The following is a 24,356-nucleotide window of genomic DNA, read 5'->3' as shown; positions in this document are numbered from 1 at the left end:
GCCAGAACCACGCTAGCTGATAACTTTTCTGTCCAACTCGCTATTTAATTGTCAAGGAGCATCTCCCACTTGCGTGGGCACCCTGCATTTGCACTCCGATTCGGAGCACTTGCCGCAGAGGCGGATTTTCAAAGTATCGAAACCCGCGTCCATCGTCAAGAACTTTTTTTTACAACCCCGTTACGGGCCGTCGTCTCGGAACATTTGCAAAGAGCTTTGATCCGCTCCGACCAGCCAGCGTCTGGCTCGTCAGCGCGGAGGTGGAAAGTACCTGAAATCGTTTTTAAGTCAACGCCTTTTTTCAAAACCTTTTCACAACACAACTTAATTCGCCGAAATTTATAACTATTTTTGTTGCGAGACAGATTTCTTTGCACCTTGTCGCACATCATTATATGGCAAGGACGATGTTGTTTTTCTGGCGATGTGCGGCAAGATGCGCTACACACGTGTTCGACTTCACAAGGAGACATACCATGGGATTCATGAACGCAAGCGCAAGCTTTACCCGTTTTCAGATAACCGAACCTGTGCCTTCCGAACTTTGGGCGCAGATTCCCGATAAGCTAAAGCAATTCGCCTTTCAGGAAATAGAGGAAACTGCAGAAGAACGCGGCTGGGGCTGGGTGTGCTACGATGACATGCTTGATTCCTTCTGGCGCACTGCCCCACCAGAAAAAGGTGAATTCATTACCTTTTCCTTGCGGCTGGACACCCGCCGGGTTTCCGCAGCCGTAATGAAAAAGTACCTCACCCTCGCCATCCGCGAAGAAGAAAAACGGATAAAAGAGCAGGGCAAAAAATACATTGCACGCGAGCGCAAAAAGGAACTTAAAGAGCAGGTACAACTCAAACTCCGGGCACGCACCCTGCCTGTTCCTGCGGAATTCAACGCCGTTTGGAACATTCAGACAGGCATCGTCTACTTTGCGTCTACCCAGTCCAAGGTTCTGGATCTGTTCGCGGAGCATTTCTCCACCACTTTCGGACTCGATCTGGAGCCCCTCACACCCTACGCACTTGCCGTGCGCCTGAAGGGCGAAGACATCATGCACGCTCTGGACAACCTCGAACCCTCCCGCTTCGCCTAGGAGTTTCCATGTCTGATACCCCCTATCTCGGCCAGACCACCGATGTCGTCCTCGGTCAGGAATTTCTGACCTGGCTGTGGTTCCGCAGCGAAACCCGCAACGGCCAGTTCACCACCAAGGACGGCGACACCTATTTCATGTACGTGGAACAGCGCGTTTCCGTGCAGGGTGGCGAAGGTGAAACGCTCGAAACAGCCACGGTTTCCGGCAACCTTTCGGAACTGCGCGAAGCCCGCCTGGGCCTTTCCATGGGCAAAAAGGTAAACCGTGCGCTTATCCGCATTGAGCGCGACCCCGAAGCATGGCACGTTACCCTCAAGGCAGAAGACTTTGCCCTTGGCAGCCTCAAAACTCCCAAGGTGGAAAAGGCCGACAGCGAAGACGATGACCCGGACGCCGCCTTTCTCGAAAAGATGTACCTCATCGAAAAGTGCCTTGCCTATCTGGATAATGCCTATGGCGAATTCCTGTCTGCTCGCCTGTCCTCCACATGGACGGAAGAGGTAAAGGAACTGCGGCAATGGTTGGAGAACGCCGGATAGCCGAGTCCTTGCCCCAAATAGTGTATCCAGCAAGGTAATGCCCAAGCAAGACCCGGAGCCCCTGAACTGATATGCAGCAGAATGTCCCTTCCCCTGTCCTCCCCCCCTCGGGAGCAGTCGCCCAGTCCGCCGGAGCCTCCATGGCGCGGCGTCTGCTTGTTCGCGCTGCCATCAAGCTGGGCTGGATGCTGCTGGTGCTTTGGGGGATAACGGTCATCAGCTTCTGGGTCATCCATCTTGCGCCGGGCAAGCCCACGGATATGCAGACCTCCATGAACCCGCTGGCGGGAGAAGAGACGCGCCTGCGCCTTGAGCGCCTGTACGGCTTGGACAAACCCCTGCATATACAATACATCAACTGGCTGGAGCGCATCGTTAAGCTGGACTTCGGGCGCTCCATGTCAGGCGACTTCCGTCCCGTGTGGGACAAGATAAAGGAACGCATTCCCCTCACCGTGGGCATGAACGTTGCCTCGCTTGTGCTCACACTGCTCATCGCCGTGCCCATCGGCGTTGCCTCGGCGTATTATCAGGGGCGCTGGTTCGACTCCATAAGTGCTGTGTTTGTGTTCATCGGCTTTGCCATGCCCGGATTCTGGCTGGCACTGCTCATGATGCTCTACTTCGGCATCCATCTGCAATGGCTTCCCATATCGGGCCTTACTTCATTGGATTACCACGCCCTCAGCCCCATGGGAAAACTGACAGACCTTGCACGGCATCTGGTCATGCCCATTTTCATCTACACCTTCGGCAGCCTTGCGGGCATGTCGCGCTTCATGCGTTCTTCCATGCTTGAAGTGCTGCGGCAGGACTATATCCTCACCGCCCGCGCCAAAGGGCTGCCCCTGCGCACGGTTATTTTCAAACATGCCCTGCGCAACGCGCTTTTGCCGGTCATCACCATCCTCGGTCTTTCTGTGCCGGGGCTCATCGGCGGCTCGGTCATCATCGAATCCATCTTCGCCCTGCCGGGGTTAGGCCAACTGTTCTACGGAGCGGTCATGGCGCGTGATTACCCCCTCATCATGGGCAATCTTGTCCTCGGTGCGGTACTCACACTGGCGGGCAACATGATTGCCGACCTCTGCTACGGGCTTGCAGACCCGCGCATCCGCAGCACGGGAAGGGAAGCCTAAATGCCCCTGCTCAGCGCGCACTACTGGCGGCAGTACGGCCTGCTCACGCTGGGGATTGCCATTGTGGCCGTCATGTCCGGCGCAGCCCTTCTGGCTCCGTGGATATCACCGCATGATCCCACAACGCTGGATCTCAACGCCATTCTGCAAGGCCCCAGCGCACGCCACCCGTTCGGCACCGATGCATTGGGACGCGATGTCCTCGCCCGCATGCTCTACGGTGCCCGCATCTCGCTATGGGTAGGCTTTGTGGCCGTGGGTATCTCCGTGTCCATAGGCATCGCACTCGGTCTTGTGGCAGGCTTTTTCCGGGGATGGGTGGACGAGGCAATCATGCGCCTGGTAGACATAATGCTCTGCTTTCCATCATTTTTTCTCATCCTTGCCGTCATTGCCTTTCTGGAACCCAGCCTGAATAATATCATGATCGTCATCGGCCTCACCTCATGGATGGGCGTGGCACGCCTTGTGCGCGCAGAAACGCTGAGCCTGAGGGAGAGAGACTTCATCGCCGCCGCCCGTCTTGCCGGGGCCGGACCAGTGCGCATTCTCGGCCTGCACATTCTTCCCAACGCCCTTGCGCCGGTGCTGGTCTCCGCCACGCTCGGCATAGCCGGGGCCATTCTCACCGAATCCGCGCTGAGCTTTCTGGGGCTGGGTGTCCAGCCGCCCATGCCCAGCTGGGGCAACATCCTCATGGAAGGCAAGGAAGTGCTGGAAATAGCCCCGTGGATGTCTCTCTTTCCCGGCTTTGCCATCCTTATCACCGTGCTTGGCTACAACCTGCTGGGCGAAAGCCTGCGCGACATTCTGGACCCCCGGCTCACGCGGTCATGAAAACGTTTCCGGCTCCACCCCTTTGCAAAGCCAGCGCAATTTGGATAGACATCGACTTGCTCAGTCTTTAACCCCCACGCGCGGAACACACCCCATGCTGGAACTTCTCAGAATACGGCATCTGGCACTTATAGACGACATGGAACTGGAGTTCGCTCCGGGCATGAACGTGCTCACCGGCGAAACCGGAGCAGGAAAAAGCTTTATCCTGAAGGCACTTAACTTCCTCACCGGCGAGAAAATGAGCCCGGACCTCGTACGTCCGGGATCGGAAAAAGCCCACGTGGAAGCGCTCTTCGCCCTGCCGGAAGGCGATCTCGTCCTCAAGCGGGAGCTTGTTGCCGCCACAGGGCGCAGCCGCCTGCTCATCAATGATTCGCTGGGCTCGCAGGACGCCATACGCGACCTGCGCCCTTCCCTGCTTGTGCACACCAGCCAGCACGGGCAGCAAAAGCTCCTGCAACCCGCATTTCAGGCCAAAATTCTTGATGATTATCTGAACAGACCAGACCTGCTGCAACAGCGCGACACCCTGCTCCGGGAACTGCGCGACATCTCCGTCCGGCGCGATGCGTTGCGCGACCGCGCCCGCCACCTTGAAGACAAGCGCGAACTGCTGGAATTCCAGCAGAAGGAAATTGCCAAAGTCAACCCGGAGCACGGCGAAGAAGAGACGCTGGAAACAAAGAAACAGGAACTGCGCAACCAAACCGCCGTTCAGGACGCCATTGATTCGGCTCTCTCTCTGCTCGGGGCGGGAGAAGGCGGCATTCTGGACGGCTTGGGCCGCCTTGAACGGATAATGGAGAACCTGCGCCGCATCCTCCCGGGATACGAAGAAGACACCGAAGCCATAATCGAAGCGCGCCAAGCCCTTCAGGATCTTGCCATGCGCCTTCGCAAACAGCCTGCAGGCGACCCGGACGAGGATTCACTGGAAAGCATAGAGGCGCGCCTGTACGAACTGGCCCAGCTCAAACGCAAACTCAAACGCTCGCTGGATGAGATAGTGGACCTGCAAAAGGAAATCTCAGAAAACCTCTCCTTTCTGGATTCCTGCGCGCTGGACCTGAAACAACTGGAAAGAAAAGAATCCGCCCTGCTTGATGAACTGGCCGCAACGCTGCACCAACTCAACCCGTTGCGGCGCGAAGCAGGCAACGCCCTCTGTGCGGCCATAGTGCACGAACTCAAAGAACTTGGTTTTTCCGAGCATGTGCATGTACGGTTCGACTTCAGGCCCGTCCCCCTGCATCCGGGCAGGGAAGACTGCATGGAAGACCGCCCGACAATGATGTGGATTCCCAACCCCGGCCAGCCGCCGCAACCGCTGGATAAAATCGCCTCCGGCGGCGAACTTTCCCGTTTTCTGCTCGCTGTGGTCGGCATTATGAACCGCAAAGAAACCCCCAGCCTCATCTTCGATGAAGTCGATTCCGGCGTGGGCGGACTCACCCTCAACCACGTGGCCAACGCCCTCGCCCGGCTGGCGGCACAGCAACAGGTCATCCTCATTACGCACTGGCCCCAGCTTGCGGCCCGCGCCTCCCGGCATTTCCAGGTCCGCAAAGAGGTACGTCAGGGCAATACCTTTACCTTCTGCCACGCCCTGAACGGGCTGGAAATCCGCGACGAGCTTTCCCGCATGGCCGGCGGCGGCGACCAAGGCATAGCCATGGCGCGCGAACTGCTCCAGCAGCGGTAAGTATGCGCTTGCATGAACCCTCTTTTTTGCCCATATTCGAAAGCACTTTCCGCACCCGTGCGGCACACAACCAAGGGAAAAGGGTCAGATGACAACGGAGACAGCCCCGGCACTCTCTCCTGCGCAACGCTTTACCGCGTACTGGAACACTCTGCGGGAGCAGAAGGAACGGAAAACCGTTCGCGAGATTCTGGAACGCGAAGTTTTGCTGTGCTTCATCAACACCAACAAAGACCGCATCAACGAATTTCCCCTTCTTACACCGCAGCAAAGAGCCGCCGTTGACTTTCTTACCATCCGGGGTGCCGCCGAACCGCTCCACGAACCCGTGGGCAACCTCATCTCCGCATTCATCAACCTGCTGAACAAATACGGCGGGCTGGCCTCAAGCGGCGACAACGCAGGTGCGGAAGCAGAAGTCCCCCTGCTCCTCAATCTGGAATCCCTGCTGCTCAAGGCGGTGCAGAGCGTTGTCTACACCACCGCACTGAGCGTAGACAATTTCAGCGAGGTGCTCATCCGCCACTACGGCGAAGAAGCACTGCACCCCATAGACTCCATTATGGAAACGGTGGAATTGGGCGAACGGTTCTGGAAGGAACATTTCGATCACTTCATCGGCATGCTGGCGGACTGCGCCTACAGAGAAATCACCGCCAACCAGCTATATTCCATCAGGCGCGACAAATCCCGGCTGGTCATCCGCTTCAATTTCGACGACATCCTGAGCCGCCTGAAAAACACGGCCAAATCCGTAGAAAAAACCCGCGCACAAAGCACGTACGAAGAGAGCCTGCGCTCATTCGAATCCCGCAGGGCGCGCAAAGGGCTTGTAGAACACCTCACAACCCTTGCCCAAACCACAGCACTCCCCTTTCAACTGTCCGACCTGCCCCACATCGCCCGCATAGTCTGCATGGACCCCGCCGGTCTTTCATACGAAAACGCACAAGCCCTCCTGAACGGGGGAGCATCAGGCGCAACCGATGCGGAAGGAACCGTACTGGATGAGGGACACGCCGCATTCGTGCTGGAACAGGTCCGCATCATGGCCTGCACCGCCGCGTTCAGCCTGAACATCATGCGGCAGGATTTTCAAAAATCACTGGGCATGTTCGAAAGCAAAGAAGCCGCCTGCATAATGAAACTGCTCGGCACATTCGACCTTGCATCCATAGAACAAGCCTTCTACGCCATGCTGGAATTCCAGTTCCTCTCCATCATCCGCCAGCGGGCGGGAGATGACCTCGGCAAAATGCAGCTGCGTGCCATGCGCTTGCGCCGCGCCCGAGTTGCGGCTGTGGGTGCACTTGCCGAACAGGGTATGAACCGCATCCGGCGCAACAAGCTGTGGGTGCGTGACCCCGACAACGATGAATTCCTGCTCTTTGCCCAACAACTCCCTCAGGATTTCAAGGCCATGGTGGAGATGCTGCACCTTGAACCCGCACTGCAAAAAAGCATTCTCGCCCTGTGGCAGCGCGCCCCGCAGAAGGTTTTTCTGCTGGTGCAGCTTAATCTGGACCTCATATCCCGCACCACCACCAATCTGAATCAGCGCTTGGGCGAAATATTCGTCCGACTGGGCACCCTCGGTCCCGGCAAAAAAAACGGCACCGCCGCATAGCAACGGTGCCGTATCGGCACATAATTTCCCACCCCAAACACGTCTTCTTTCACTCCGCTCCAGAATCAGGGGCGGACGCAACCAGCTTATTTTTCCGTTTTACGAAGGCCGGTTCCTCCGGCAGACGTTTTTTTGCGCGTCCCCGGCTTGTCTCCTGTCCGACCGGCCTTCTTCGGTGCCGTGCCGGAACCGGCTCCACCCCTGGCCCCACCGTTTCGTCCGGTACTGCGGCCTCTCGTCTTGCCAGCCTGATCACTCGGACCATCCGACCTGTCCGGGCGTCTGCTCCTTCCAGCTGTCTTGCGGGGTTGGGGTTCCGCGCCAAACTCTTCTCCGCCATCCCCGTCAACGGCTTTGCCGGGCTGGCGGGCAGATTTCCCGCCATCTTCCTCATCCCGCAGCGTGAAATTGATCTCCAGCCGGGAAAGATTCACTTCGGCAAGCCACAGATTCACTCGCTGCCCCAGACGGAACCGCCGCCCTGTGCGCTCGCCCAAAAGCTCCTGCCGCTCGGGGAAATAGCCGTAATAATCGTCGTCCACGGTAGAGATGCGCACCAGCCCTTCAGCCATCACCTCTTCCAGTTCCACCCAGAACCCGAAATCGGTCACACCGTTGATAATGCCCGTATAGCGCTCTCCAATCCTGTCCCGCAGGAACAGCACGGTAAGCCGCTTCAGAATCTCGCGCTCCGCTTCCATGGCCTTGCGTTCGCGGGCGTTAAGGTGGTCCGCCACCTGCATCAGTTGCCCCGGCGTGGGATTGGGACCAAACCCCGGCACCTTCAGGGCGTGCTTGAGCGCACGATGTACCACAAGGTCCGCATACCGCCGTATGGGCGATGTGAAGTGGCAATAACATTCGGAGGCAAGCCCGAAGTGCCCCTCATGTTCCGGAGTATAATTCGCCTGCATCATGGTGCGCAGCGCCAGCCTGTTGACGATGAACTCCTGATCCGTTCCCTGTGCCATACGCAGTACATGCTGCAAGGCTTCGGGCGTAGGCGTCTCGGGCACATGCTGAGCCATGTCCGTGCGTTGCAGCGTGCGGAACAGCCCGAGCAGTTTTTCCCCGTCCGGATCAGGGTGGGATCGATAAAGAAAATGCTCGCCACGTTCCGTAAGAAACCGTGCCACCGCTTCGTTGGCAGCAATCATGAACTCTTCGATAATCTTATGCGAAAAACGCCGCACACGGCGGCGCAAATCCACCGGCTCACCAAAGACGTTAAAGGCCACCTCCGCTTCCGGCAGGTCAAAGTCCAGGCTGCCCCTGTGCGTGCGCTGCGCTCTCAGCAACCGCGCCAGTTCTTCCGCCTTCTCCAGCATGGGCAGCACGGGGTCCAGCATCAGCCGTTCCTCCGCCGCCCTGTCCACCAGCGCCGCATGAACCTGCTCGTAGGTCAGCCGTGCCTTGCTCTCAATGACGGCAGCATAGAACTTAGACTTCCCGTAGCTGCCATCGGCGTAGAAATAGGTCTCTGCCACCATGGCAAGTCTGGGCACCCGCGGATTGAGGCTGCACAACCCGTTAGAAAGCGCCTCGGGGAACATGGGTTCCACCGATTGCGGAAAATAATATGAGTTGGCGCGCTCCTGCGCCTCCTCGTCCATGGCGGAACCGGGCCGCACATAGTGGCTCACGTCCGCAATGGCAACCCACAGACGGTAGCCGTCGCCCTGCGCCTCCACATACACGGCATCGTCAAAGTCCTTGGCGGTAGCACCGTCAATGGTCACAAAGGCCATATGCCGCAGGTCCACGCGCCCTTCAAAATCCCCGGCGGAGGGCACAGCAGGCAACGCCGCCGCCTCCTGCAACACAGAAGGGGGAAACTCCATGGGAATGTCATTGTTCAGTTTGACCAGCCGCTCCTGCACGCCCGCAGCCTCTTCATTCCCCAAGCTTTCCAGCGCCACGGCACTCCACAGCCCTTCCTCCACCTGCTCCTCGGGGCGCACCACCAGCAGTTCCCCCTTACCGGGCTTCTCTTCCAGTGCGTCCGTGGTCACCATCAGGGAAATACGCAGGCGCGGGTCTGTGGGACGGCACAAATAACCCTCGCCTCCCAGCTTGCGCACCACACGGCAGGTCATAGTCTCGTGGGCACGTTCCAGAATGCGGACAATGCGCCCTTCCACGTTCTTGCCCTGCCTTCCCCCGGGCAGCAGCGCCACCACAACCTTGTCACCGTGCATGGCATCCGCCATGGCGTGCGGAGCCACAAACACATCGCCGCGTTTCCGGTCTTCAGGCAATACAAATCCCACCCCGGAACGCTGCACCTCCAGCGTACCTGTGAGCATCTTAAGCTGCTCCGCAAGCCCCCACGCGCCGCCGCGCAGGCGCAGCACCCGGCCCTGATTCTTCAGGTCCTCCAGTTGCAGCTCCAATCCCTTCTTCCACCGCTTTCCCACACCCGCCATACGCAGCAGGTCATCCATCTTGAGCGGACGCCGTGCCTCTTTGAACAACGCCAAAATGTCGTTGTGCGACAGCGCCAATTCTGCGCCGTTCTTCTTTTTTGATGTAGCCATTCTCTATCCTTCGGCGGGCGTCATACCCCGCCAGACCTCGTCCCACCATTCGGGGAACGAGGCAGTACAATTCCACGCGGAACCAAACTCGGTCTTCAGTGCTAAGGTCCACACTTCGCCCGTTACTTCAGGCGGCAAGTCCGCCATCTTCACAGCGTCCTTGGGAGTGCAGAGCAGTGGCAGCGCCCGTTGCGACGGTCGTGTCTGACGAGCCTGACGAACCATGGCTCCCACATCGTCTGCCGTATACCGGTGATGGTCCGCAAAAATATGATGCCGCACAGGCGGCCTGCCTAAAAACGCGGTTGCCGTCGCCTCCACCTGAGCGGGGTTTCCCACTCCGCTGAACAGCACGTATCCATCGGGAGCAAACACATCGGGCGTTACGCAATCCTCGCCACCGCACGCCCGTACAATCCCCGTGGAACGCAGGTGAAAGCCGAAAACAGGAACATCAAACACCGCAAGCCGCCGCCGGATATCCGGCAATAGCGCAATGAACCGGGCGGGATCGGCCTTGATAATGAACGCATGGGCGCGGCTCAAGGCATCTGCCCCTTCGCGCCACGAACCGGCGGGTATAACTCTGTTCCAGTCCTCGCGCAGGTCTTCCGGTGCAAGGAGCACGATATCAAGATTCCGGCGTACGGCAAGGTGCTGGAATCCGTCATCCAGAATGAAAACGTTGGGCGAAAGCGCCTCCTGCGCCCATTGCGCGGCCCTGCTCCGTACCGGGTCCACCACCACCCGCGCCAGCGGGTGCTGGCGCGCCAGCATAAGCGGCTCATCGCCCGCCTCGCCGGGTGCACTCTGCGCATCCACAAGATACGGCAGACGGGGCGGTGCCGCCTTGTAGCCCCGCGTCAGCACCACGGCCCGCAGCCCTTCCTGCGCCGCCCAGCCGAGCAGCCAGTCCACCACGGGCGTCTTCCCGGTGCCTCCCCACCCTATGTTCCCCACGGAAACCACGGGAACAGAAGGAACAACCCCCGCCCCTTCCCGTTCAAGCCTGCGTCTGCGCGCCGACATGGCGGCACCGTAGAGCAGCCCCAAAGGGCTGAGCAGAGGAAACAGCAGTCGCTGTGCGGAATGGGATGGCATATGCGCCCCGGCGCGGTTGAAATGAAAAAGGGAGCCGGAGGCTCCCTTCGTTTTCGGTATCGCCTAGTCTCTCGACCCGCCGAAGAGCCGCAGCAGGAAAAGGAAAAGGTTGATGAAATCCAGATACAAGGTCAGGGCTCCAAGAATGGTGCCTCTCCGCACGGCTGTGGCATCGTCCATAGGCATGGTCTCGCCCATGTAGCGCAGCTTCTGGCTGTCATAGGCGGTAAGGCCGGTGAAGATGATCACGCCGATGACGCTTATCATCATGTCCATGGCGGAACTGCCAAGGAACATGTTGATGATCATGGCAATGATGATGCCGAAAAGCCCCATCATCATGAACTGACCCATTCCGGTCAGGTCACGCTTGGTGGTCATGCCATAAATGGACATGGCGGCAAACATACCGGCCGCCGTGAAAAACGCATTAAATATGGTGCTCTGCGCATACACCAGCAGAATGGCAGAAAGTGTCACGCCGTTCAGCGCACTGTACGCAAGGAACAGCCCCGTGGCGGCAGAGGCGGAAAGCTTGCTCACACGGGCGCTCAGATACAGCACCAGGCCGATCTGCCCGAAAAAGAGCACCAACAGCAGCAGGGTATTGCCGAAAATAAGATTGAGCATGGTCTCGCTGCTGGCCACAGCAAGCGCTGTGGCAGCGGTTACGCCCAGACCGGCCGTCATCCAGCCGTAAACACCCCGCATGAAAGTATTGACCAGTTCCACACGGCGTACGCCGGGTGCGCTGACAGTCCTACCGAACATGGTTCCTCCGTTTAACGTATGTATGTTGCGCGTGAACGCGTGTCCGTCGGTGTAACTACGTATCATCTATTGCTCACACCAGCCAAAAAGGTAACAATCATTACCGGGCTTGGCAAGAACAACCGGCGGAAATCCGTACCGATCCACTCGGAAAGGCGCGCCGCTAAACGGTTTCCCCCACCCCGGCATCACTCACAAAGGCTTTTTTCCGCAAAGGATACCCATGAGCGCATCGCAAGACACCACCCCCCGCAACGACATCGGCAACGCTCCGGCTTCCGCGCAGGACCAGTTGAACCGCCGGGTGCTCTTCGTGGATGACGAAAGCAATATTCTGGACAGCTTCCGCCGCACGCTCCGCAAGCGGTTCGACGTCACCACCGCGTCCGGGCCCCTTTCAGGGCTGGATACCATACGCGACCATCCCGCCTTCGCGGTGGTGGTTTCCGACCTGCGCATGCCAAAAATGAACGGGGTGGAATTTCTCAGCAGAGTCAGAAGCCTCTCGCCGGACTCCGTGCGCATCATGCTCACCGCCCATGCGGATGTGGAAGCAGCCGTGGCGGCGGTAAACGATGGCGCCGTGTTCAGGTTTCTCACCAAGCCCTGCCAGACAGAAACCCTCATCCGCGCCATAGAAGCGGGCATGGAGCATTACCGTCTCGTCAACGCAGAACGCGACCTGCTGCGGGGAACGCTGCGCGGCTCCATAAACGTGCTCACAGAGGTGCTTGCCCTTACCAACCCGGAAGCCTTCGGGCGCAGCCAGCGCATAAAGGGTCACATGTCTGCGCTGGCAAAGCGGTTCGACCGCCCGGACGCATGGAAGCTGGACCTTGCCGCCATGCTCAGCCAGATAGGCTGCGTCACCCTCACATCCGACATGCTGCACAAGAAGCTGGCAGGCGGCAAGCTCTCTGCAGATGAAAAGGAGCTGCTCGCCAACCACCCGGATGTGGGCTATAATCTGTTGAAGCACATCCCCCGACTGCACGATGTGGCGGAGATGGTCCGCCAGCAGAACACGTCCCTCTCGGAAAACAGGCAGATTTCCTTCGGCGCAAGAGCACTCAAAATCCTTCTGGACTACGATGCCCGCCTCCAGAGCGGCGCGCAACCGGACGATGCCCTGAATGATATGCTCCCCGCGCACGATGTGTACGACTCCACCATCCTGCTCGCCTTTGCGGAGATGATACGCGGCAGTGCCCCCCGTTCCAGCCGACAACTCTATCTGGAGGACCTGCGCCCCGGCATGGTCACCGCCCAAAATATTGAAACACGCGATGGCACCCTGCTCGCCACAGCCGGGCAGGAACTTTCAGATGCAAGCGTCTCCCGCATCCGCAACTTCGCCCGCGCCTACGGGCTGGACGAACCGCTGTCCATACTCCATTCCCCGGATACAGAGGAGTAGCCGCGCCGCCTGCTGAAGCGGCTCCGCGTGCGGCATTCCTACAAGGTGCGCATGTGCTCCGGTTTCAGCGGCACCCTGCCCTCCAGCGCGGCATCCAGAAGCGCCAGCGCATCGGCTTTGTCGCGCGGCAGGCGCACGGTCATGGGCAGAGAATTGGAAGCATGGTTGGCAAGCAGCAACCCCCTGCGCATGTCAAGCCCGCGGAGCATCTCCCGCAGTTCATGCAGCAGCCCGATGGTATCGGGCAAGAGAAAGTCGCCGCGCTCATACTCGTCATGCAGCGGTGTTCCCGGAATAAGCATCAGGCTCAGCACGCCTATCATGTCCGGCGAAAGGGCGTTGAGCACACGCGCCGTTTCTCTGGCATGTGCAAGGCTCCCCTCCACGCCGCCCAAACCGGCGATAACGGTAACATTCAGCCTCATGCCCGCGCCGTTCAACCGCCTGCCCTGTTCAATCATCCGGGCACTGTCCGTGTTTTTGCCCACCCGGCGCAGCACGGCATCATCTCCTGATTCAAGCCCCATATAGATGAACGACAATCCCAGCGAGCGCAGTTCCGCAAGCTGGGTATCGCTTTTGCGGGCAATGGATGCGGCGCTGCCGTAGCTGCCCACCCGCGCCACCCACGGCAACTGCCCGCGGATGCTCTGCAATATGCCCACAAGCCGGTCCTGCGGCAAAGCAAGGCAGTCGCCGTCGCACAGAAACAATCTGCGCATGGATACCAGATGCCGCGCCGCCCACGCGATATCCTCCTGAATGACAGCATCATCCTTCACCCGAAATACCTTGTCACGGTACGCCCCGCAAAATGTACACCGGTTGTGGGGACACCCCGTCGCCACCTGCAGCAGTATGGAATCCTGTTCGCTGGGCGGCCTTATGATATCGCCTTCATAATGCATGCGCTCTCCTTCCGTCCCCGGCTACCCGCTTTTGCAGGCTTCGTCCAGCGGCTTCGCAGCCCGGTCCTGCACACCGCATCCATAGATGTTCTGCCCGTGCGGCACGTCGTGTCACACACTTGTCGTCCACCTTCCATCACAGCGTCACACCCCGCACCTAGTTTCGTTCGAAACGAAAAAAGAACAACAGGAAACGCAATCGCACACTTTCCTGTTTCGAACGAAAAGGAGCTTGCTGTGCCTCTTTCCGAACGCCAGACCCAGATCCTCGCCCGCCTTCAGCATGCGGGCGGCAGCCTTTCCAGTTCGGAACTTACCGATACCTTTGGCGTCTCCGTGCAGACCATCCGCAAAGACCTGAACGAACTCAGCAATCAGGGGCTTGTGCAGCGTGTCCACGGCGGCATCACCCTGCCCAACCGTAACCTCTCATTCAGCAACCGGCAGGTCATCAATCTGGAAGCCAAACGGGCCATTGCCCGTGCCGTTGCTGCAAGCCTGCCGGAAGGAGCCTGCATCTTCCTCGGCATCGGCACCACGCCGCAGCAGGTGGCGCTGGCACTGCTGGACCATCCGGGCCTGCAGGTCATCACCAACAACCTGAATGCAGCCATGACACTGTGCCATAATCCCCGTATCGAAACCCTTCTTGCAGGCGGCAGGGTGCGCCCCTCCGATCAGGACATGACGGGCGAAGATACCACAGCTTTTCTGCGCCGCTTCCGGGTCAACTTCGGCATCTTCGGCATCGGCGGTTTGAGCGCGCGGGGCGACCTCATGGACTTTTCCCCGGAAGAATCCCACATCTCCCGCGCCATCATCGAATGCAGCGAACAGCGCATCCTCGTGGCAGACAGCAGCAAATACCTGCGCAACGCCCCGGTGCGCTCCGGATCGCTGAGTGATGTGCACCTTTACGTCACCGAATCAATCTGCCCGTCCGTGGCAGCGTTACTGGAACAGGCTGGCACGGAATTGCTGTGCGCAGGCTCCGGCGGCGTCCGCACCGCATCAAAGACAGGCCGCACAGCACGGCGGCAGGAGATGGAACCATGAGTCTTCAGGTCCGCAACCTCAGCAAACACTGGCAGCAGACCAAGGCCGTTGATCAGATCGACTTTGCCGTGGACAAAGGAGAATTTGTCGCACTGCTCGGTCCGTCAGGATGCGGCAAGTCCACCACGCTAAAAATGATTGCCGGTCTGGAATCCCCCACAAACGGACAAATCCTGCTGGACGGTCAGGACATCACCCGCCTCCCTCCGGGCAAGCGCAGGCTCTCCATGGTCTTCCAGTCCTATGCACTGTTCCCGCACCTCTCCGTGCGCGAAAACATCCTCTTCGGCCTCAAAGCCCGGCGCGTCCCGCCGGAGGAACAACGCAGACGGCTCGAACACGTGGCCGACCTCGTCGATCTGGGCAACCATCTGGAAAAGAAGCCCTCGCAGCTTTCAGGCGGACAATGCCAGCGTGTGGCACTGGCGCGCGCCATCGTGGCACAGGCTTCGTTATGCCTCATGGACGAACCGCTCTCCAACCTTGATGCCAAACTGCGCCATGAAATGCGGGCAGAAATTCGCTCGCTGCAACAGCGGCTGGGCATGACCGTGCTCTATGTCACCCATGATCAGGTAGAGGCCATGAGCATGGCAGACCGCATCCTGCTCATACACGAGGGCAAGCTGGTGCAATCCGGCTCCCCCGAGCAACTGTACGGAACGCCCGCCAGCACATTTGTAGCGCGCTTCATCGGCAACCCTCCCATGAACCTCCTGCGCACGGAAAACGGCTTCCTCGGCGTCAGGCCGGAGCATGTCCGCTGCGCGCCGGATGGCATGCAGGCAAACGTGGTGCGCTGCGATTACCACGGGGCAGACACCATCATAGACGCAACCCTCCCCGCGTACGGGATGCAGGTCATCCGCCTGCGCGTGGCAGGTCACCAGATTCTTCCGGCACACCACGCGCTCACCTTGCGCTGGCAGCCGGAACACGAGCATCATTTCTGCGCGCGCAGCGGTGCTCGGCTTCAGGCAACTGTTTCCCCTGTCTTTCACACCACTTTGACCAAGGAGACCAATCATGTTGCGAATCGGTAAACGCCTGCTGCTCGTTGCCCTTGCCCTGCTGGCATTCGGCACTGCGGCGCAGGCAAAAACAGAACTGACAATGTACTACCCTGTGGCCGTGGGCGGCCCGCTGACCAGCGTTGTGGACGGCATGATTCAGGATTTTGAACGCAACAACCCCGACGTAAAGGTCAACGCCATCTACGCAGGCAACTACAACGATGCCCGTGTCAAGGCATTGGCCGCGCTCAAGGGCGGCCAGCCCGCTCAGCTTTCCGTGCTCTTCTCCATAGACGTGCATGAACTTATGGAACTGGACGCCATCATGCCTTTTGACGACGTGGTGGAAACCGATGACGAGCGTCAGTGGCTGCAAAGCTTCTACCCCGCCCTTATGGAAAACGGCATCGTAAACGGCAAGGTCTACGGCATTCCGTTCCAGCGTTCCACCATCGTTATGTACTACAACAAGGATGCGTTCCGCGAAGCCGGGCTTAATCCCGAACAGCCGCCCAAGAATTGGGATGAAATGGCGCAGATGGGCCAGAAGCTGACCAAAAAGGATGCCTCCGGCCGCGTGGAACGGTGGGGCGTCATGATCCCTTCCACCGGTTATCCCTACTGGATGTTCGGAGCACTGGCCAAACAGAACGGCGAAGTGCTCATGAACGGCGCAGGCAACGAGGTCTATTTCAACAAGCCCGGCGTGGTGGAAGCCCTCACCTACTGGCGCGACCTGAGCGCCAAGCACGGCATCATGCCGCAGGGAGCCATAGACTGGGGCACCCTTCGCCAGAACTTCATGGAACAGAAAACCGCCATCATGTGGCATTCCACCGGCAACCTCACAGCGGTCAAGGAAAGCGCCACCTTTGATTTCGGCGTCGCCTTTCTGCCCGCGCACAAAAACTACGGATCTCCCACCGGCGGCGGTAACTTCTACATCTTCAAGCAGTCCACTCCGGAAGAACGCAAGGCAGCCATCCGGCTTGTCCGCCATATGACAAACCCGGAACAGGCAGCCCTGTGGAGCATTGCCACGGGCTACATGGGCGTCAGCCCCGCTTCGTATGAAACGCAGGCCCTCAAGACGTATGTGGCAGACTTCCCTGCGGCAGCGGTTGCCCGCGACCAGTTGCAGTACGCCACGGCAGAACTGTCCACCCACCAGTCCGGCCGCGTGCGCAAGCTGCTGGATGACGCCATCCAGTCCGTGCTGAACGGCGAAAAGCAGCCGCAGGAAGCGCTGGACGCAGCACAAAAGCAGGCAGAACGCATCCTCTCCGGCTATTAACAACCAGCGCGGCACCCTTTCGGCCCTTGCGACCCTTTTGACCCCTTCGACCCTTTGATTGGGTGCCGCGCCTTCCATCCCCGCGCTTCAGGATACGCCATGAATAGAATACACCAGCTGTACGCGTGGCTGATGCTGCTGCCCGCCCTGGTCATGCTCTTCGCCTTCACCCATGCCCCCACGCTGAGCACCGTCTGGCATTCGCTGCTCAGTCCGGCCAGAGGCGGGCGCCCGCAAACCTTCGCCGGGCTTTCCAACTACCGCATGATGCTGGAAGACGATGTTTTCTGGCAGACGCTGACCAACAACCTCTGGTACGCGGCGGGCACAGTCCCCTCCTCCATCGTTCTGGCTGTTGCCATGGCTCTGTGGGTGAACAGCGGCATGGCAGGGCGCACCCTCCTGCGGCTGGCTTATTTCACCCCCACCATGCTGCCCATGATCGCCGTCGCGAACATCTGGCTTTTCTTTTACACTCCGGAAGTCGGCCTCTTCAACAAGCTGCTGACACTGGCAGGGCAGGAAGGCATCAACTGGCTGGGCGACCCCAAATGGGCCCTGCGCAGCCTCATGCTTATGACCGTCTGGAAGGAGGCCGGCTTCTTCATGATCTTCTATCTGGCCGCCCTCCAGTCTCTGAACCGCGAAATGTATCAGGCCGCAGAGCTTGAAGGCGCATCGTGCTGGCGCATCTTCCGCCGCATCACGCTGCCGCTGCTCATGCCCACCACGCTTTTCGTGCTGGTAAACGCCGTGCTGAACGCCTTCAAGCTGGTGGACCACCTGTTTATCCTCACCAAAGGCGGCCCCAACAACGCCAGCAACCTGCTGCTCTACTACATTTACGAAAATGCGTTCAGTTTCTTCAACAGCACCTACGCCGCCACCCTCACCGTTGTGCTGCTGAGCATACTCATCCTTCTGGCTCTCGTGCTGTTCGGACTTATCGAACGCCGGGTCCACTACCGCTGAGGCCGCCATGCAAACACTCTCCCGTCTCCTTTCCACGTCCGCCGCATGGCTGCTGGGCCTGCTGTGGATACTGCCCCTGCTTTACGCCGTATGGGCCGCCATCCATCCCGGTGAATACGCCACCCGCTTCGACCTGCTGGCCCCGCTCACGTTCGACAACTTCACCACGGCATGGAAGCATGCCCCGTTCATGCGCTTCATGCTGAACACGGTCATCATCACGGGCCTGATTCTTGCCTTTCAGCTTGTGCTCTGCACCTTGGCGGGCTACGCCCTTGCGCGCATGCCCTTCCGGGGGGCAAGCGTGGTCTTCGGCCTCATCCTGCTGCAACTCATGGTCATGCCGGAAATTCTCATCGTGGAAAACTACCGCACCCTTGCGGGTCTGGGCCTCATAGACACCCACATAGGCGTGGGACTACCCTACATGGCAAGCGCCTTCGGCATCTTTCTGCTGCGCCAGACCTTCCGCACCGTGCCGCAAGACCTGGAAGACGCCGCGCGGCTGGAAGGCTGCACCCGCCTGGGCGTGCTGTGGAAGGTCTTCGTTCCCCTTGCGCGCCCCACCTATCTTGCCTACGGTCTGGTTTCCGTGAGCCATCACTGGAACAACTTTCTCTGGCCGCTGGTGGTCACAAACACGGAACGCAGCCGCCCGCTCACGGTGGGCATGGCCATTTTCGGTGCGCCGGAGTCCGGCGTGGACTGGCCCGTCATCTGCGCGGGCACCCTCATCGCCGTGGGACCACTGCTGGCCGTGTTCCTGATCTTCCAACGGCAGTTTGTACAATCCTTCATGCACACAGGACTCAAATGACCCATACAGCCCCTCTGCGCATCCTGAGCTGGAACATACAAAGCGGCAAAGACTGCGACGGACGCATCAACCTTCGCCGCATAGCGGACTACATACGGGACAGGGAAACGCCACACATCCTCTGCCTGCAGGAGGTGGCCCGCCATTTCGACTGTTACACAACGCCGGATATGCCCGATCAGCTCGCCTTTCTGTGTGCCGCCTTCCCGGACCACACACCTGTGTGGGGGGCCTCTCTCAGCTGGCCCCACAGCGGCCCGCTGCGGCGCGAATTCGGCAACCTCACGCTGGTCAGCACCCCGCTTCTGGACAGCCGCGTCCATTCCCTTCCCGCCACCGGAACCGAACGCACCCCCGGTGCCAAGCAGACTCCCCGTTGCGCCGTTGAAACCATTGTCACATGGGGCGCGGCTCCGCTCAGAATATTCAACACCCATCTGGCCTACCACTGTGAACACGAACGCGCCGCACAGTTGCGGCATCTCTGCGCATTGCAGGAGCAGGCGGAATGGCTGACCGATTCTCCGCCCGCAGAAGGCCACGGCATTTTCAGCCAGCAGGCGCATACAGCCCGGACAGTTCTCTGCGGCGACCTTAATCTGGACAGCCGTAGCGAGCAGTATTGCTGGCTGCTGCATCAGGGCTGGCAGGACGCATGGACAAGCACGCTCCCTGCCCCCGAATCGGCAACCACAGACCATAATCCCCCTGCGGCCCGTCCGCCCACCTGCGGCGTCTTTGATGCCGACCAATGGCCGCAGGGGCCGCACTGCCGTGACTATTTCCTGTTACGCAACCTCGTCCCCTCCGGCATCGTCTCCATGACCGTAGATACCTTTACCGACTACTCGGACCACCAGCCAATCCTCCTCACACTGGGAACCGCTCCGCATGACAACGCATAACACCTGTCCATCCCCGCTGCCGCTGCCCGAACGGCTGGAATCCCCCGTTCGCTGCCTGTTCACCGATGTTGATGACACACTGACATGGAAAGGACGCCTGCCCGCCGAAACCTTCATGGCACTGGAACGCCTCCGGCAGGCCGGCATTCACGTTGTCCCTGTCACAGGTGCCTGCGCGGGCTGGTGCGACTGCATTGTCCGCACCTGGCCTGTGGATACGGTCATCGGAGAAAACGGGGCTTTTTGGATGCACCGCACAAGCAACGGACATGTGCAGACAACCTACAGCCTTGAAGCGGAGGAACGAGCCCGCAACACGGCCCTGCTGCGCGACCTGCAAGCCCGCCTGCTGCACGATTTTCCCTTTGCCCGAGCCACGGCGGACCAGTCCTACCGCGAAACAGACATCGCCTTCGATGTGGGCCAGCAACACAGCAACAGCCCGGAAGAGCGGCACCTGCTGCTGGAAGCCCTCCATAAGGCGGGCGTGCAGGCCCGGCTCAGCTCCATTCACATCAACGCTTGGATGGGAGAATACGACAAGGCCAGTGCCGCTGCCGCATGGCTTGCACGGCACGCCCCGCCTGCGGGCAGCCCCCCGGCGGAAAGCGAGGTGGCCTTTATCGGCGATTCCGGCAACGACGCCGCCATGTTCTCCCGTTTCGCCGTCACCTTCGGCGTTGCCAATATCGCCCGCTTCCTGCCCATGCTGGAAAAGCCGCCGCGCTTCATAACCGCAAGGAGCGGCGGTCACGGTTTCGTGGAGGTCGCAGAACTTCTGCTCACCCAATCAGGGAGCGCCGCCAACGCCGCCTGACACACCCCCGCCGGGCTCCCGCACAATCAAAAGAGGGGCCGCCCTTTCCGGACGGCCCCTCGCATTGTCAGGTTCAGGTATGACTACCCGTTGGCAGGCGGCAGCCTGCGCAGCCATGCCCAGCCTATAACACCGCACAGGGTGGAGGCCCCAAGCACGCCCACCTTGGCAAGGTCCAGCATCGCCGCATCGGTAAAGGCAAGCTGGGCAATGAACAGGGCCATGGTAAAGCCAATACCGGCAAGGAAGCCCGTGCCCGCAATATGCTGCCACGTCACGCCGTCCGGCAGACGGCACAGCCCCAGCTTAACCATGATGAACGAGGCAAAAAACACGCCCACGGGCTTACCCACGGCAAGGCCGAACACCACGCCCAGCGTGATGGCGCTTGTGGTGGCCGCCGCCGTCCCTTCGCCCAACGTCACACCGGCGTTGGCAAGGGCAAAGATGGGCATAACCACCCACGCCACCCACGGCACCAGCGCATGCTCAAGGCGCAGCAACGGAGCCATGGCATCATTGGAGGCGCGCCGCATGGCGTCCACCAGCGAATGCCCGTGCGGGTCAGCCAGCATGGGCGAGCTGCACTTCTGGCGCGCCACAAAGTCATCCGCAATCTTGCGGGCCGTGGCCAGAAAATCCTCGCGGGAGGCACGGGTACTCGCGGGTATGCAGAAGGCCAGCAGCACACCGGCAACCGTGGCGTGCACACCGGACTTAAGGAAGCCCACCCACGCCACAAGCCCCACTACCACGTAGAACAACGTCCGGCGCACGCCGAACTTGTTGCCCAGTGCCGCCACAATCAGTGCGCCCACTCCCACGGCCAGCGCCATGAACGAAAGGTCTGCCGTATAGAACAGCGCTATGACGATAATGGCGCAGATGTCATCCGCAATGGCCAGTGCGGCCAGAAACACCTTAAGCTGAATGGGCACCCTGTTGCCCAGCAACGAGAGAATACCCAGTGCAAAGGCAATATCCGTTGCCACGGGAACAGCCCACCCGTGCATGTACGGGGTGCCGCCGGTAATGCTCAGATAGATCAGCGCAGGCGCGATAACCCCGCCCGCCGCCGCCCCCAGCGGTAATAGTGCCTGCCGCATGGAAGCAAGCTCCCCCACCAGCACTTCCCGTTTAATTTCCAGGCCGACCATGAAAAAGAACAGGACCATAAGTCCGTCGTTAATCCAGAGCACCAGCGGTTTGTCTATGGCATACCCTTCCGGTCCCACAATAAGATGTTTCTGCCACATGGCGTGCCAGCCGTCCGAAAAGGGCGAGTTGGCTGCCAGCATGGCAATCGCCGTGCATACAAGCAGCAGAATGCCACCCGTTGCCTCGGCATGGATGAAGCGCTGGAACGGGGCAAGAAGCCGTTCCACCGGGGAACAGGGGGTTTCGTAGTGATCCCGGGGGTCAATGTTGGCATGATGGCCCATAGGTACTCCTGTATCTTGGCTAACGTGAATCGGTGCCCGGAATGCCGCAACCGCGCAGACGTTCCGCAAAACGCACCATGTCTTTTGTTCCCGCGCCCCGGCGTTCCTGCCGGTTCTGTCCGCCTCACTCATGTGGCTCCGGAGACTGCAGCACCCCGAAGATGGAACTGTTTCACAGGCACTCTGCCAGACGTGACAATAGACTAACCGAATGCATACGCCATGGAAACGGCCATAACCAAATAATCAACAGATGTTCTGGATTCTTTGGGTCCACGTGTGCGGATGACGCGGGCCACGCACATACCCGTATCAGAAGGATACGGTTTTTCAGTGTGTACTTTGCCATACGGAAAAAAACCGGGCAATAAAAATCGGTCAAAAGTTGCCGGGGCACGTCCCCCGGCAACTTTTGACCGATATCCTTGTAATTTTACTGACTAAAAAATATCAGAACCTACAGCGTTTCCACCCCTGCTGCCAGCGCTTCCAGCGATGTGCGGTCCAAAATGGTAATCTGCCTGCCCTCCACCGCCACCATTCCTTCCTCCACCATCCTGCCCAGCGCGCGCGAAAGTGTTTCCCGCGCCGTGCCCAGCATTCCGGCGAGCAGCCCCTTGGCTATGTCCAGCGAAAAGGAATCCGCCCCGTCCTTCAACTCGCTGGCAGTGATCAGATACGCCGCAAGGCGCTGCGGGGTTTCCTTCAGGGTCAGCGATTCTATCTTGCCCGCAAACTGCCGCAGCCTGCCGGAAAGGGCGGCCATCATGTTCAGGGCAAGCGTGGGGTCCGATGATATCCGGGCAACCAGTGCATCGCGGGGCAGAAACAGCAGCCGCGATTTTTCCACCGTCATGGCGTGTGCGGGAAAAGTTCCGCCCTGAAAAACCGCCACCTCGCCAAAAGGCTCGCCCGGGCCGAACACATGCAGCACGGCCTCCCGCCCGTCAGGCGCACTTTTAAAAATCTTCACCCGCCCCTGCGCCACAATGTAGAAGCCTTTGGCGGGCGTACCTTCCACAAAAATCACCTCGCCCTTTTCATAGGGCTTGTCCACAATCACCGATGCAAGTCCGGTGAGTTGCTCATCCGTCAACCCGGCAAACAGGGCCTGATGGGCGATGACGTTTTTCACGAACATCGGGTATCCTCTCCGCGCCCTGTCATATCCTTCCGGCCCGCACGCGACGGACCGGAAGGAGTAAAGGGCCTGTTAGAACGAATCTGCAAGCGCAGCGGCCTTCCGCATGGCCTCCTGCCGTTTCTCTCCGGCAACGTCCGGCCCTCCCGCCAACGTGGGTTCCACCACCACCGAGGAGATGTTGGTAAACCCGACAAAACCGAGAAAAAGCTCGAAGTAGCGTTTCTGGAAGTCATAATTCTCCGCAGGAGTCCCGGGAGGATACTCGCCCCCGCGCGAATAGGCAACAAAGACAGGCTTTCCCGTCACCAAGCCAAAGTAGCCGTTCTCGTTGTACCCGAAGGTATGGGTGGGGTGTGCCACAAGGTCCACATAATGCTTCAGCCGGTACGGAATGCCGAAATTCCACATGGGAACGGCAAAGACATACTTATCTGCAGCCTTGAACTGGGAGATAACCCCCAGCACCTTGTCCCACGCAGCCTTTTCTTCCGGGGTTGCGGGAAGATCGTGCCCCAGCTTGTACCTGCCGGAAACCGCCGGTCCGTCAAAGGGCGGCAGGGCCGTATCAAACACGTTCACCACGGTCACTTCAGCGGCAGGGTCCTTCCTGCGGTACGCCTCGACAAAGGCATCGGCTGCGGCCACGGCGTGCGAACGCTCTTTGCGCGGAGAAGCCTGAATATACAAAACCTTGGTCATGGTGTGCTCCTTGGTTTGATGTTGCGTCAATCAACCTTCACTCAACATAGTTCCTTCCGGCAACAAGGCAATGGCGCGCCACGCCTTTCCTGCCCACCCTGCACATGGCTCCTGCCATGTCCTGCCATGTCCTGCCATGTCCTGATGGTCAGCTGAACCGCCTGCATTGCCTGTACGGTCAACCTGTCCTATACTCCACAAACAGCATGAGGAGAACCCCCGTATGAACAAAATGTCACAGAGCGTGGCCGCACGCGTAGAAGAACTGCTCCGCGAGCAGCTTGAGGAACTGGGCATCACCCCATCCGGCCTGCAGCCGCACGATATCGCTAAAAACATGCGCTGCGAGGTCTTCCCGGACGACAGCATGGTCTACATATGGCAGGAAACCCAGCTTCTGCGCATCCTGCCGGAAAAGGACGCGGAAGGCCGCATCCTGCGCTGGCGCATGTTCACGCGGGACGATACCGTGGGCACCGTCCACTAACCGCACTGAACGGGCTTTTCCGTAACGGACAAAGC

General features: G+C 59.6%; 22 protein-coding genes. 15 read left to right on the top strand and 7 right to left on the bottom strand.

The genetic code is table 11. The annotated features are described in order from the left end of the window. The first annotated feature begins 476 nt into the window (after positions 1–476). The 6 genes from rdgC to HUV26_RS04360 all read left to right on the top strand — a co-directional run bounded on the left by rdgC (position 477) and on the right by HUV26_RS04360 (position 6,941). Positions 477–1,091, top strand: coding sequence for a recombination-associated protein RdgC (rdgC, locus tag HUV26_RS04385; protein ID WP_174408880.1), 615 nt, complete (start codon positions 477–479; stop codon positions 1,089–1,091). Between the two features lie 8 nt (positions 1,092–1,099). Continuing rightward, on the top strand, positions 1,100–1,633 hold the full coding sequence (locus HUV26_RS04380; RefSeq protein ID WP_174408879.1) for a hypothetical protein: 534 nt from the start codon (positions 1,100–1,102) through the stop codon (positions 1,631–1,633). A gap of 140 nt (positions 1,634–1,773) precedes the next feature. Next, positions 1,774–2,772 carry an ABC transporter permease gene (locus HUV26_RS04375; protein WP_243451253.1) on the top strand — a complete coding sequence of 333 codons (999 nt, stop codon included), beginning with the start codon at positions 1,774–1,776 and terminating at the stop codon, positions 2,770–2,772. Beyond that, positions 2,773–3,609, top strand: coding sequence for an ABC transporter permease (locus HUV26_RS04370; RefSeq protein WP_174408877.1), 837 nt, complete (start codon positions 2,773–2,775; stop codon positions 3,607–3,609). Between the two features lie 94 nt (positions 3,610–3,703). Continuing rightward, a complete protein-coding gene (locus HUV26_RS04365) occupies positions 3,704–5,314 on the top strand; it encodes a DNA repair protein RecN (RefSeq protein ID WP_174408876.1) in 1,611 nt (536 codons plus the stop codon). An 88-nt stretch (positions 5,315–5,402) separates the two neighbouring features. Continuing rightward, complete coding sequence (locus HUV26_RS04360) at positions 5,403–6,941, top strand: hypothetical protein (RefSeq protein WP_174408875.1); 1,539 nt, start codon at positions 5,403–5,405, stop codon at positions 6,939–6,941. A gap of 86 nt (positions 6,942–7,027) precedes the next feature. Here the strand turns inward: HUV26_RS04360 and rnr are convergent, their stop codons facing one another. From rnr to HUV26_RS04345, 3 genes are all read right to left on the bottom strand, one after another. Then, entirely contained in the window at positions 7,028–9,478 is a 2,451-nt protein-coding gene (rnr, locus tag HUV26_RS04355; protein ID WP_174408874.1) for a ribonuclease R, read from the bottom strand. Between the two features lie 3 nt (positions 9,479–9,481). Next, positions 9,482–10,579: a tetraacyldisaccharide 4'-kinase gene (gene lpxK, locus HUV26_RS04350; RefSeq protein WP_174408873.1), complete on the bottom strand. Its 1,098-nt coding sequence runs from the start codon at positions 10,577–10,579 to the stop codon at positions 9,482–9,484. A gap of 63 nt (positions 10,580–10,642) precedes the next feature. Beyond that, a complete protein-coding gene (locus HUV26_RS04345) occupies positions 10,643–11,350 on the bottom strand; it encodes a Bax inhibitor-1/YccA family protein (RefSeq protein WP_174408872.1) in 708 nt (235 codons plus the stop codon). Positions 11,351–11,573: 223 nt separating this feature from the next. On the opposite strand from HUV26_RS04345, the gene HUV26_RS04340 reads away from it, so the two are divergent. Then, a complete protein-coding gene (locus HUV26_RS04340) occupies positions 11,574–12,767 on the top strand; it encodes a response regulator (RefSeq protein WP_174408871.1) in 1,194 nt (397 codons plus the stop codon). Between the two features lie 38 nt (positions 12,768–12,805). On the opposite strand, the gene HUV26_RS04335 is transcribed toward HUV26_RS04340, so the two are convergent. Continuing rightward, the gene (locus HUV26_RS04335) at positions 12,806–13,675 is read right to left on the bottom strand and encodes a radical SAM protein (RefSeq protein ID WP_174408870.1); all 870 of its coding nucleotides are present in this window, start codon (positions 13,673–13,675) and stop codon (positions 12,806–12,808) included. Positions 13,676–13,912: 237 nt separating this feature from the next. Here HUV26_RS04335 and HUV26_RS04330 point away from each other — a divergent pair, with 237 nt between their 5' ends. From HUV26_RS04330 to HUV26_RS04300, 7 genes are all read left to right on the top strand, one after another. Continuing rightward, positions 13,913–14,731 (top strand): DeoR/GlpR family DNA-binding transcription regulator, encoded by an 819-nt coding sequence (locus HUV26_RS04330; protein ID WP_205245113.1) that lies wholly within the window; start codon positions 13,913–13,915, stop codon positions 14,729–14,731. Then, positions 14,728–15,774, top strand: coding sequence for an ABC transporter ATP-binding protein (locus HUV26_RS04325; RefSeq protein WP_174408868.1), 1,047 nt, complete (start codon positions 14,728–14,730; stop codon positions 15,772–15,774). Before HUV26_RS04330 ends, HUV26_RS04325 begins: the two co-directional genes overlap by 4 nt. Then, complete coding sequence (locus HUV26_RS04320; protein ID WP_174408867.1) at positions 15,758–17,038, top strand: ABC transporter substrate-binding protein; 1,281 nt, start codon at positions 15,758–15,760, stop codon at positions 17,036–17,038. Before HUV26_RS04325 ends, HUV26_RS04320 begins: the two co-directional genes overlap by 17 nt. A gap of 99 nt (positions 17,039–17,137) precedes the next feature. Further along, positions 17,138–18,010 carry a carbohydrate ABC transporter permease gene (locus tag HUV26_RS04315; protein ID WP_174408866.1) on the top strand — a complete coding sequence of 291 codons (873 nt, stop codon included), beginning with the start codon at positions 17,138–17,140 and terminating at the stop codon, positions 18,008–18,010. A gap of 7 nt (positions 18,011–18,017) precedes the next feature. Further along, a complete protein-coding gene (locus HUV26_RS04310) occupies positions 18,018–18,827 on the top strand; it encodes a carbohydrate ABC transporter permease (protein WP_174408865.1) in 810 nt (269 codons plus the stop codon). Next, the gene (locus HUV26_RS04305) at positions 18,824–19,732 is read left to right on the top strand and encodes an endonuclease/exonuclease/phosphatase family protein (protein ID WP_174408864.1); all 909 of its coding nucleotides are present in this window, start codon (positions 18,824–18,826) and stop codon (positions 19,730–19,732) included. The genes HUV26_RS04310 and HUV26_RS04305 overlap by 4 nt, the downstream gene beginning before the upstream one ends. Continuing rightward, positions 19,719–20,549, top strand: a complete 831-nt coding sequence (locus tag HUV26_RS04300; RefSeq protein ID WP_174408863.1) for an HAD family hydrolase — start codon at positions 19,719–19,721, stop codon at positions 20,547–20,549. The genes HUV26_RS04305 and HUV26_RS04300 overlap by 14 nt, the downstream gene beginning before the upstream one ends. A gap of 83 nt (positions 20,550–20,632) precedes the next feature. Here HUV26_RS04300 and nhaA read toward each other — a convergent pair whose 3' ends face one another. The 3 genes from nhaA to HUV26_RS04285 form a co-directional block, all read right to left on the bottom strand. After that, a complete protein-coding gene (gene nhaA, locus HUV26_RS04295) occupies positions 20,633–21,991 on the bottom strand; it encodes a Na+/H+ antiporter NhaA (RefSeq protein ID WP_174408862.1) in 1,359 nt (452 codons plus the stop codon). 457 nt (positions 21,992–22,448) lie between these two features. Continuing rightward, a complete protein-coding gene (locus HUV26_RS04290; RefSeq protein ID WP_174408861.1) occupies positions 22,449–23,132 on the bottom strand; it encodes a Crp/Fnr family transcriptional regulator in 684 nt (227 codons plus the stop codon). Between the two features lie 72 nt (positions 23,133–23,204). Continuing rightward, entirely contained in the window at positions 23,205–23,834 is a 630-nt protein-coding gene (locus tag HUV26_RS04285) for an FMN-dependent NADH-azoreductase (protein WP_174408860.1), read from the bottom strand. Positions 23,835–24,057: 223 nt separating this feature from the next. Between HUV26_RS04285 and HUV26_RS04280 the strand changes: the two genes are divergently transcribed. Beyond that, positions 24,058–24,321 carry a hypothetical protein gene (locus HUV26_RS04280; RefSeq protein WP_174408859.1) on the top strand — a complete coding sequence of 88 codons (264 nt, stop codon included), beginning with the start codon at positions 24,058–24,060 and terminating at the stop codon, positions 24,319–24,321. Positions 24,322–24,356 lie beyond the last annotated feature (35 nt).

Source organism: Desulfovibrio psychrotolerans, assembly GCF_013340305.1.
Taxonomy (GTDB): Bacteria; Desulfobacterota; Desulfovibrionia; order Desulfovibrionales; family Desulfovibrionaceae; genus Halodesulfovibrio; species Halodesulfovibrio psychrotolerans.
Note: the sequence above shows the minus strand (reverse complement) of the source record. Positions and strands in the feature narration are given on the sequence as shown.

Excerpts from the sequence above, each read along its gene's own strand:
- lpxK (WP_174408873.1), bottom strand. The coding sequence starts at position 10,579 with ATGCCATCCCATTCCGCACAGCGACTGCTGTTTCCTCTGCTCAGCCCT.
- HUV26_RS04300 (WP_174408863.1), top strand. The coding sequence starts at position 19,719 with ATGACAACGCATAACACCTGTCCATCCCCGCTGCCGCTGCCCGAACGG.
- HUV26_RS04335 (WP_174408870.1), bottom strand. The coding sequence starts at position 13,675 with ATGCATTATGAAGGCGATATCATAAGGCCGCCCAGCGAACAGGATTCC.
- HUV26_RS04305 (WP_174408864.1), top strand. The coding sequence starts at position 18,824 with ATGACCCATACAGCCCCTCTGCGCATCCTGAGCTGGAACATACAAAGC.
- HUV26_RS04370 (WP_174408877.1), top strand. The coding sequence starts at position 2,773 with ATGCCCCTGCTCAGCGCGCACTACTGGCGGCAGTACGGCCTGCTCACG.
- HUV26_RS04360 (WP_174408875.1), top strand. The coding sequence starts at position 5,403 with ATGACAACGGAGACAGCCCCGGCACTCTCTCCTGCGCAACGCTTTACC.
- nhaA (WP_174408862.1), bottom strand. The coding sequence starts at position 21,991 with ATGGGCCATCATGCCAACATTGACCCCCGGGATCACTACGAAACCCCC.
- rdgC (WP_174408880.1), top strand. The coding sequence starts at position 477 with ATGGGATTCATGAACGCAAGCGCAAGCTTTACCCGTTTTCAGATAACC.
- HUV26_RS04380 (WP_174408879.1), top strand. The coding sequence starts at position 1,100 with ATGTCTGATACCCCCTATCTCGGCCAGACCACCGATGTCGTCCTCGGT.
- HUV26_RS04325 (WP_174408868.1), top strand. The coding sequence starts at position 14,728 with ATGAGTCTTCAGGTCCGCAACCTCAGCAAACACTGGCAGCAGACCAAG.
- HUV26_RS04310 (WP_174408865.1), top strand. The coding sequence starts at position 18,018 with ATGCAAACACTCTCCCGTCTCCTTTCCACGTCCGCCGCATGGCTGCTG.
- HUV26_RS04345 (WP_174408872.1), bottom strand. The coding sequence starts at position 11,350 with ATGTTCGGTAGGACTGTCAGCGCACCCGGCGTACGCCGTGTGGAACTG.
- HUV26_RS04315 (WP_174408866.1), top strand. The coding sequence starts at position 17,138 with ATGAATAGAATACACCAGCTGTACGCGTGGCTGATGCTGCTGCCCGCC.
- HUV26_RS04320 (WP_174408867.1), top strand. The coding sequence starts at position 15,758 with ATGTTGCGAATCGGTAAACGCCTGCTGCTCGTTGCCCTTGCCCTGCTG.
- HUV26_RS04290 (WP_174408861.1), bottom strand. The coding sequence starts at position 23,132 with ATGTTCGTGAAAAACGTCATCGCCCATCAGGCCCTGTTTGCCGGGTTG.
- HUV26_RS04285 (WP_174408860.1), bottom strand. The coding sequence starts at position 23,834 with ATGACCAAGGTTTTGTATATTCAGGCTTCTCCGCGCAAAGAGCGTTCG.
- HUV26_RS04375 (WP_243451253.1), top strand. The coding sequence starts at position 1,774 with ATGGCGCGGCGTCTGCTTGTTCGCGCTGCCATCAAGCTGGGCTGGATG.
- HUV26_RS04365 (WP_174408876.1), top strand. The coding sequence starts at position 3,704 with ATGCTGGAACTTCTCAGAATACGGCATCTGGCACTTATAGACGACATG.
- HUV26_RS04340 (WP_174408871.1), top strand. The coding sequence starts at position 11,574 with ATGAGCGCATCGCAAGACACCACCCCCCGCAACGACATCGGCAACGCT.
- HUV26_RS04280 (WP_174408859.1), top strand. The coding sequence starts at position 24,058 with ATGAACAAAATGTCACAGAGCGTGGCCGCACGCGTAGAAGAACTGCTC.
- rnr (WP_174408874.1), bottom strand. The coding sequence starts at position 9,478 with ATGGCTACATCAAAAAAGAAGAACGGCGCAGAATTGGCGCTGTCGCAC.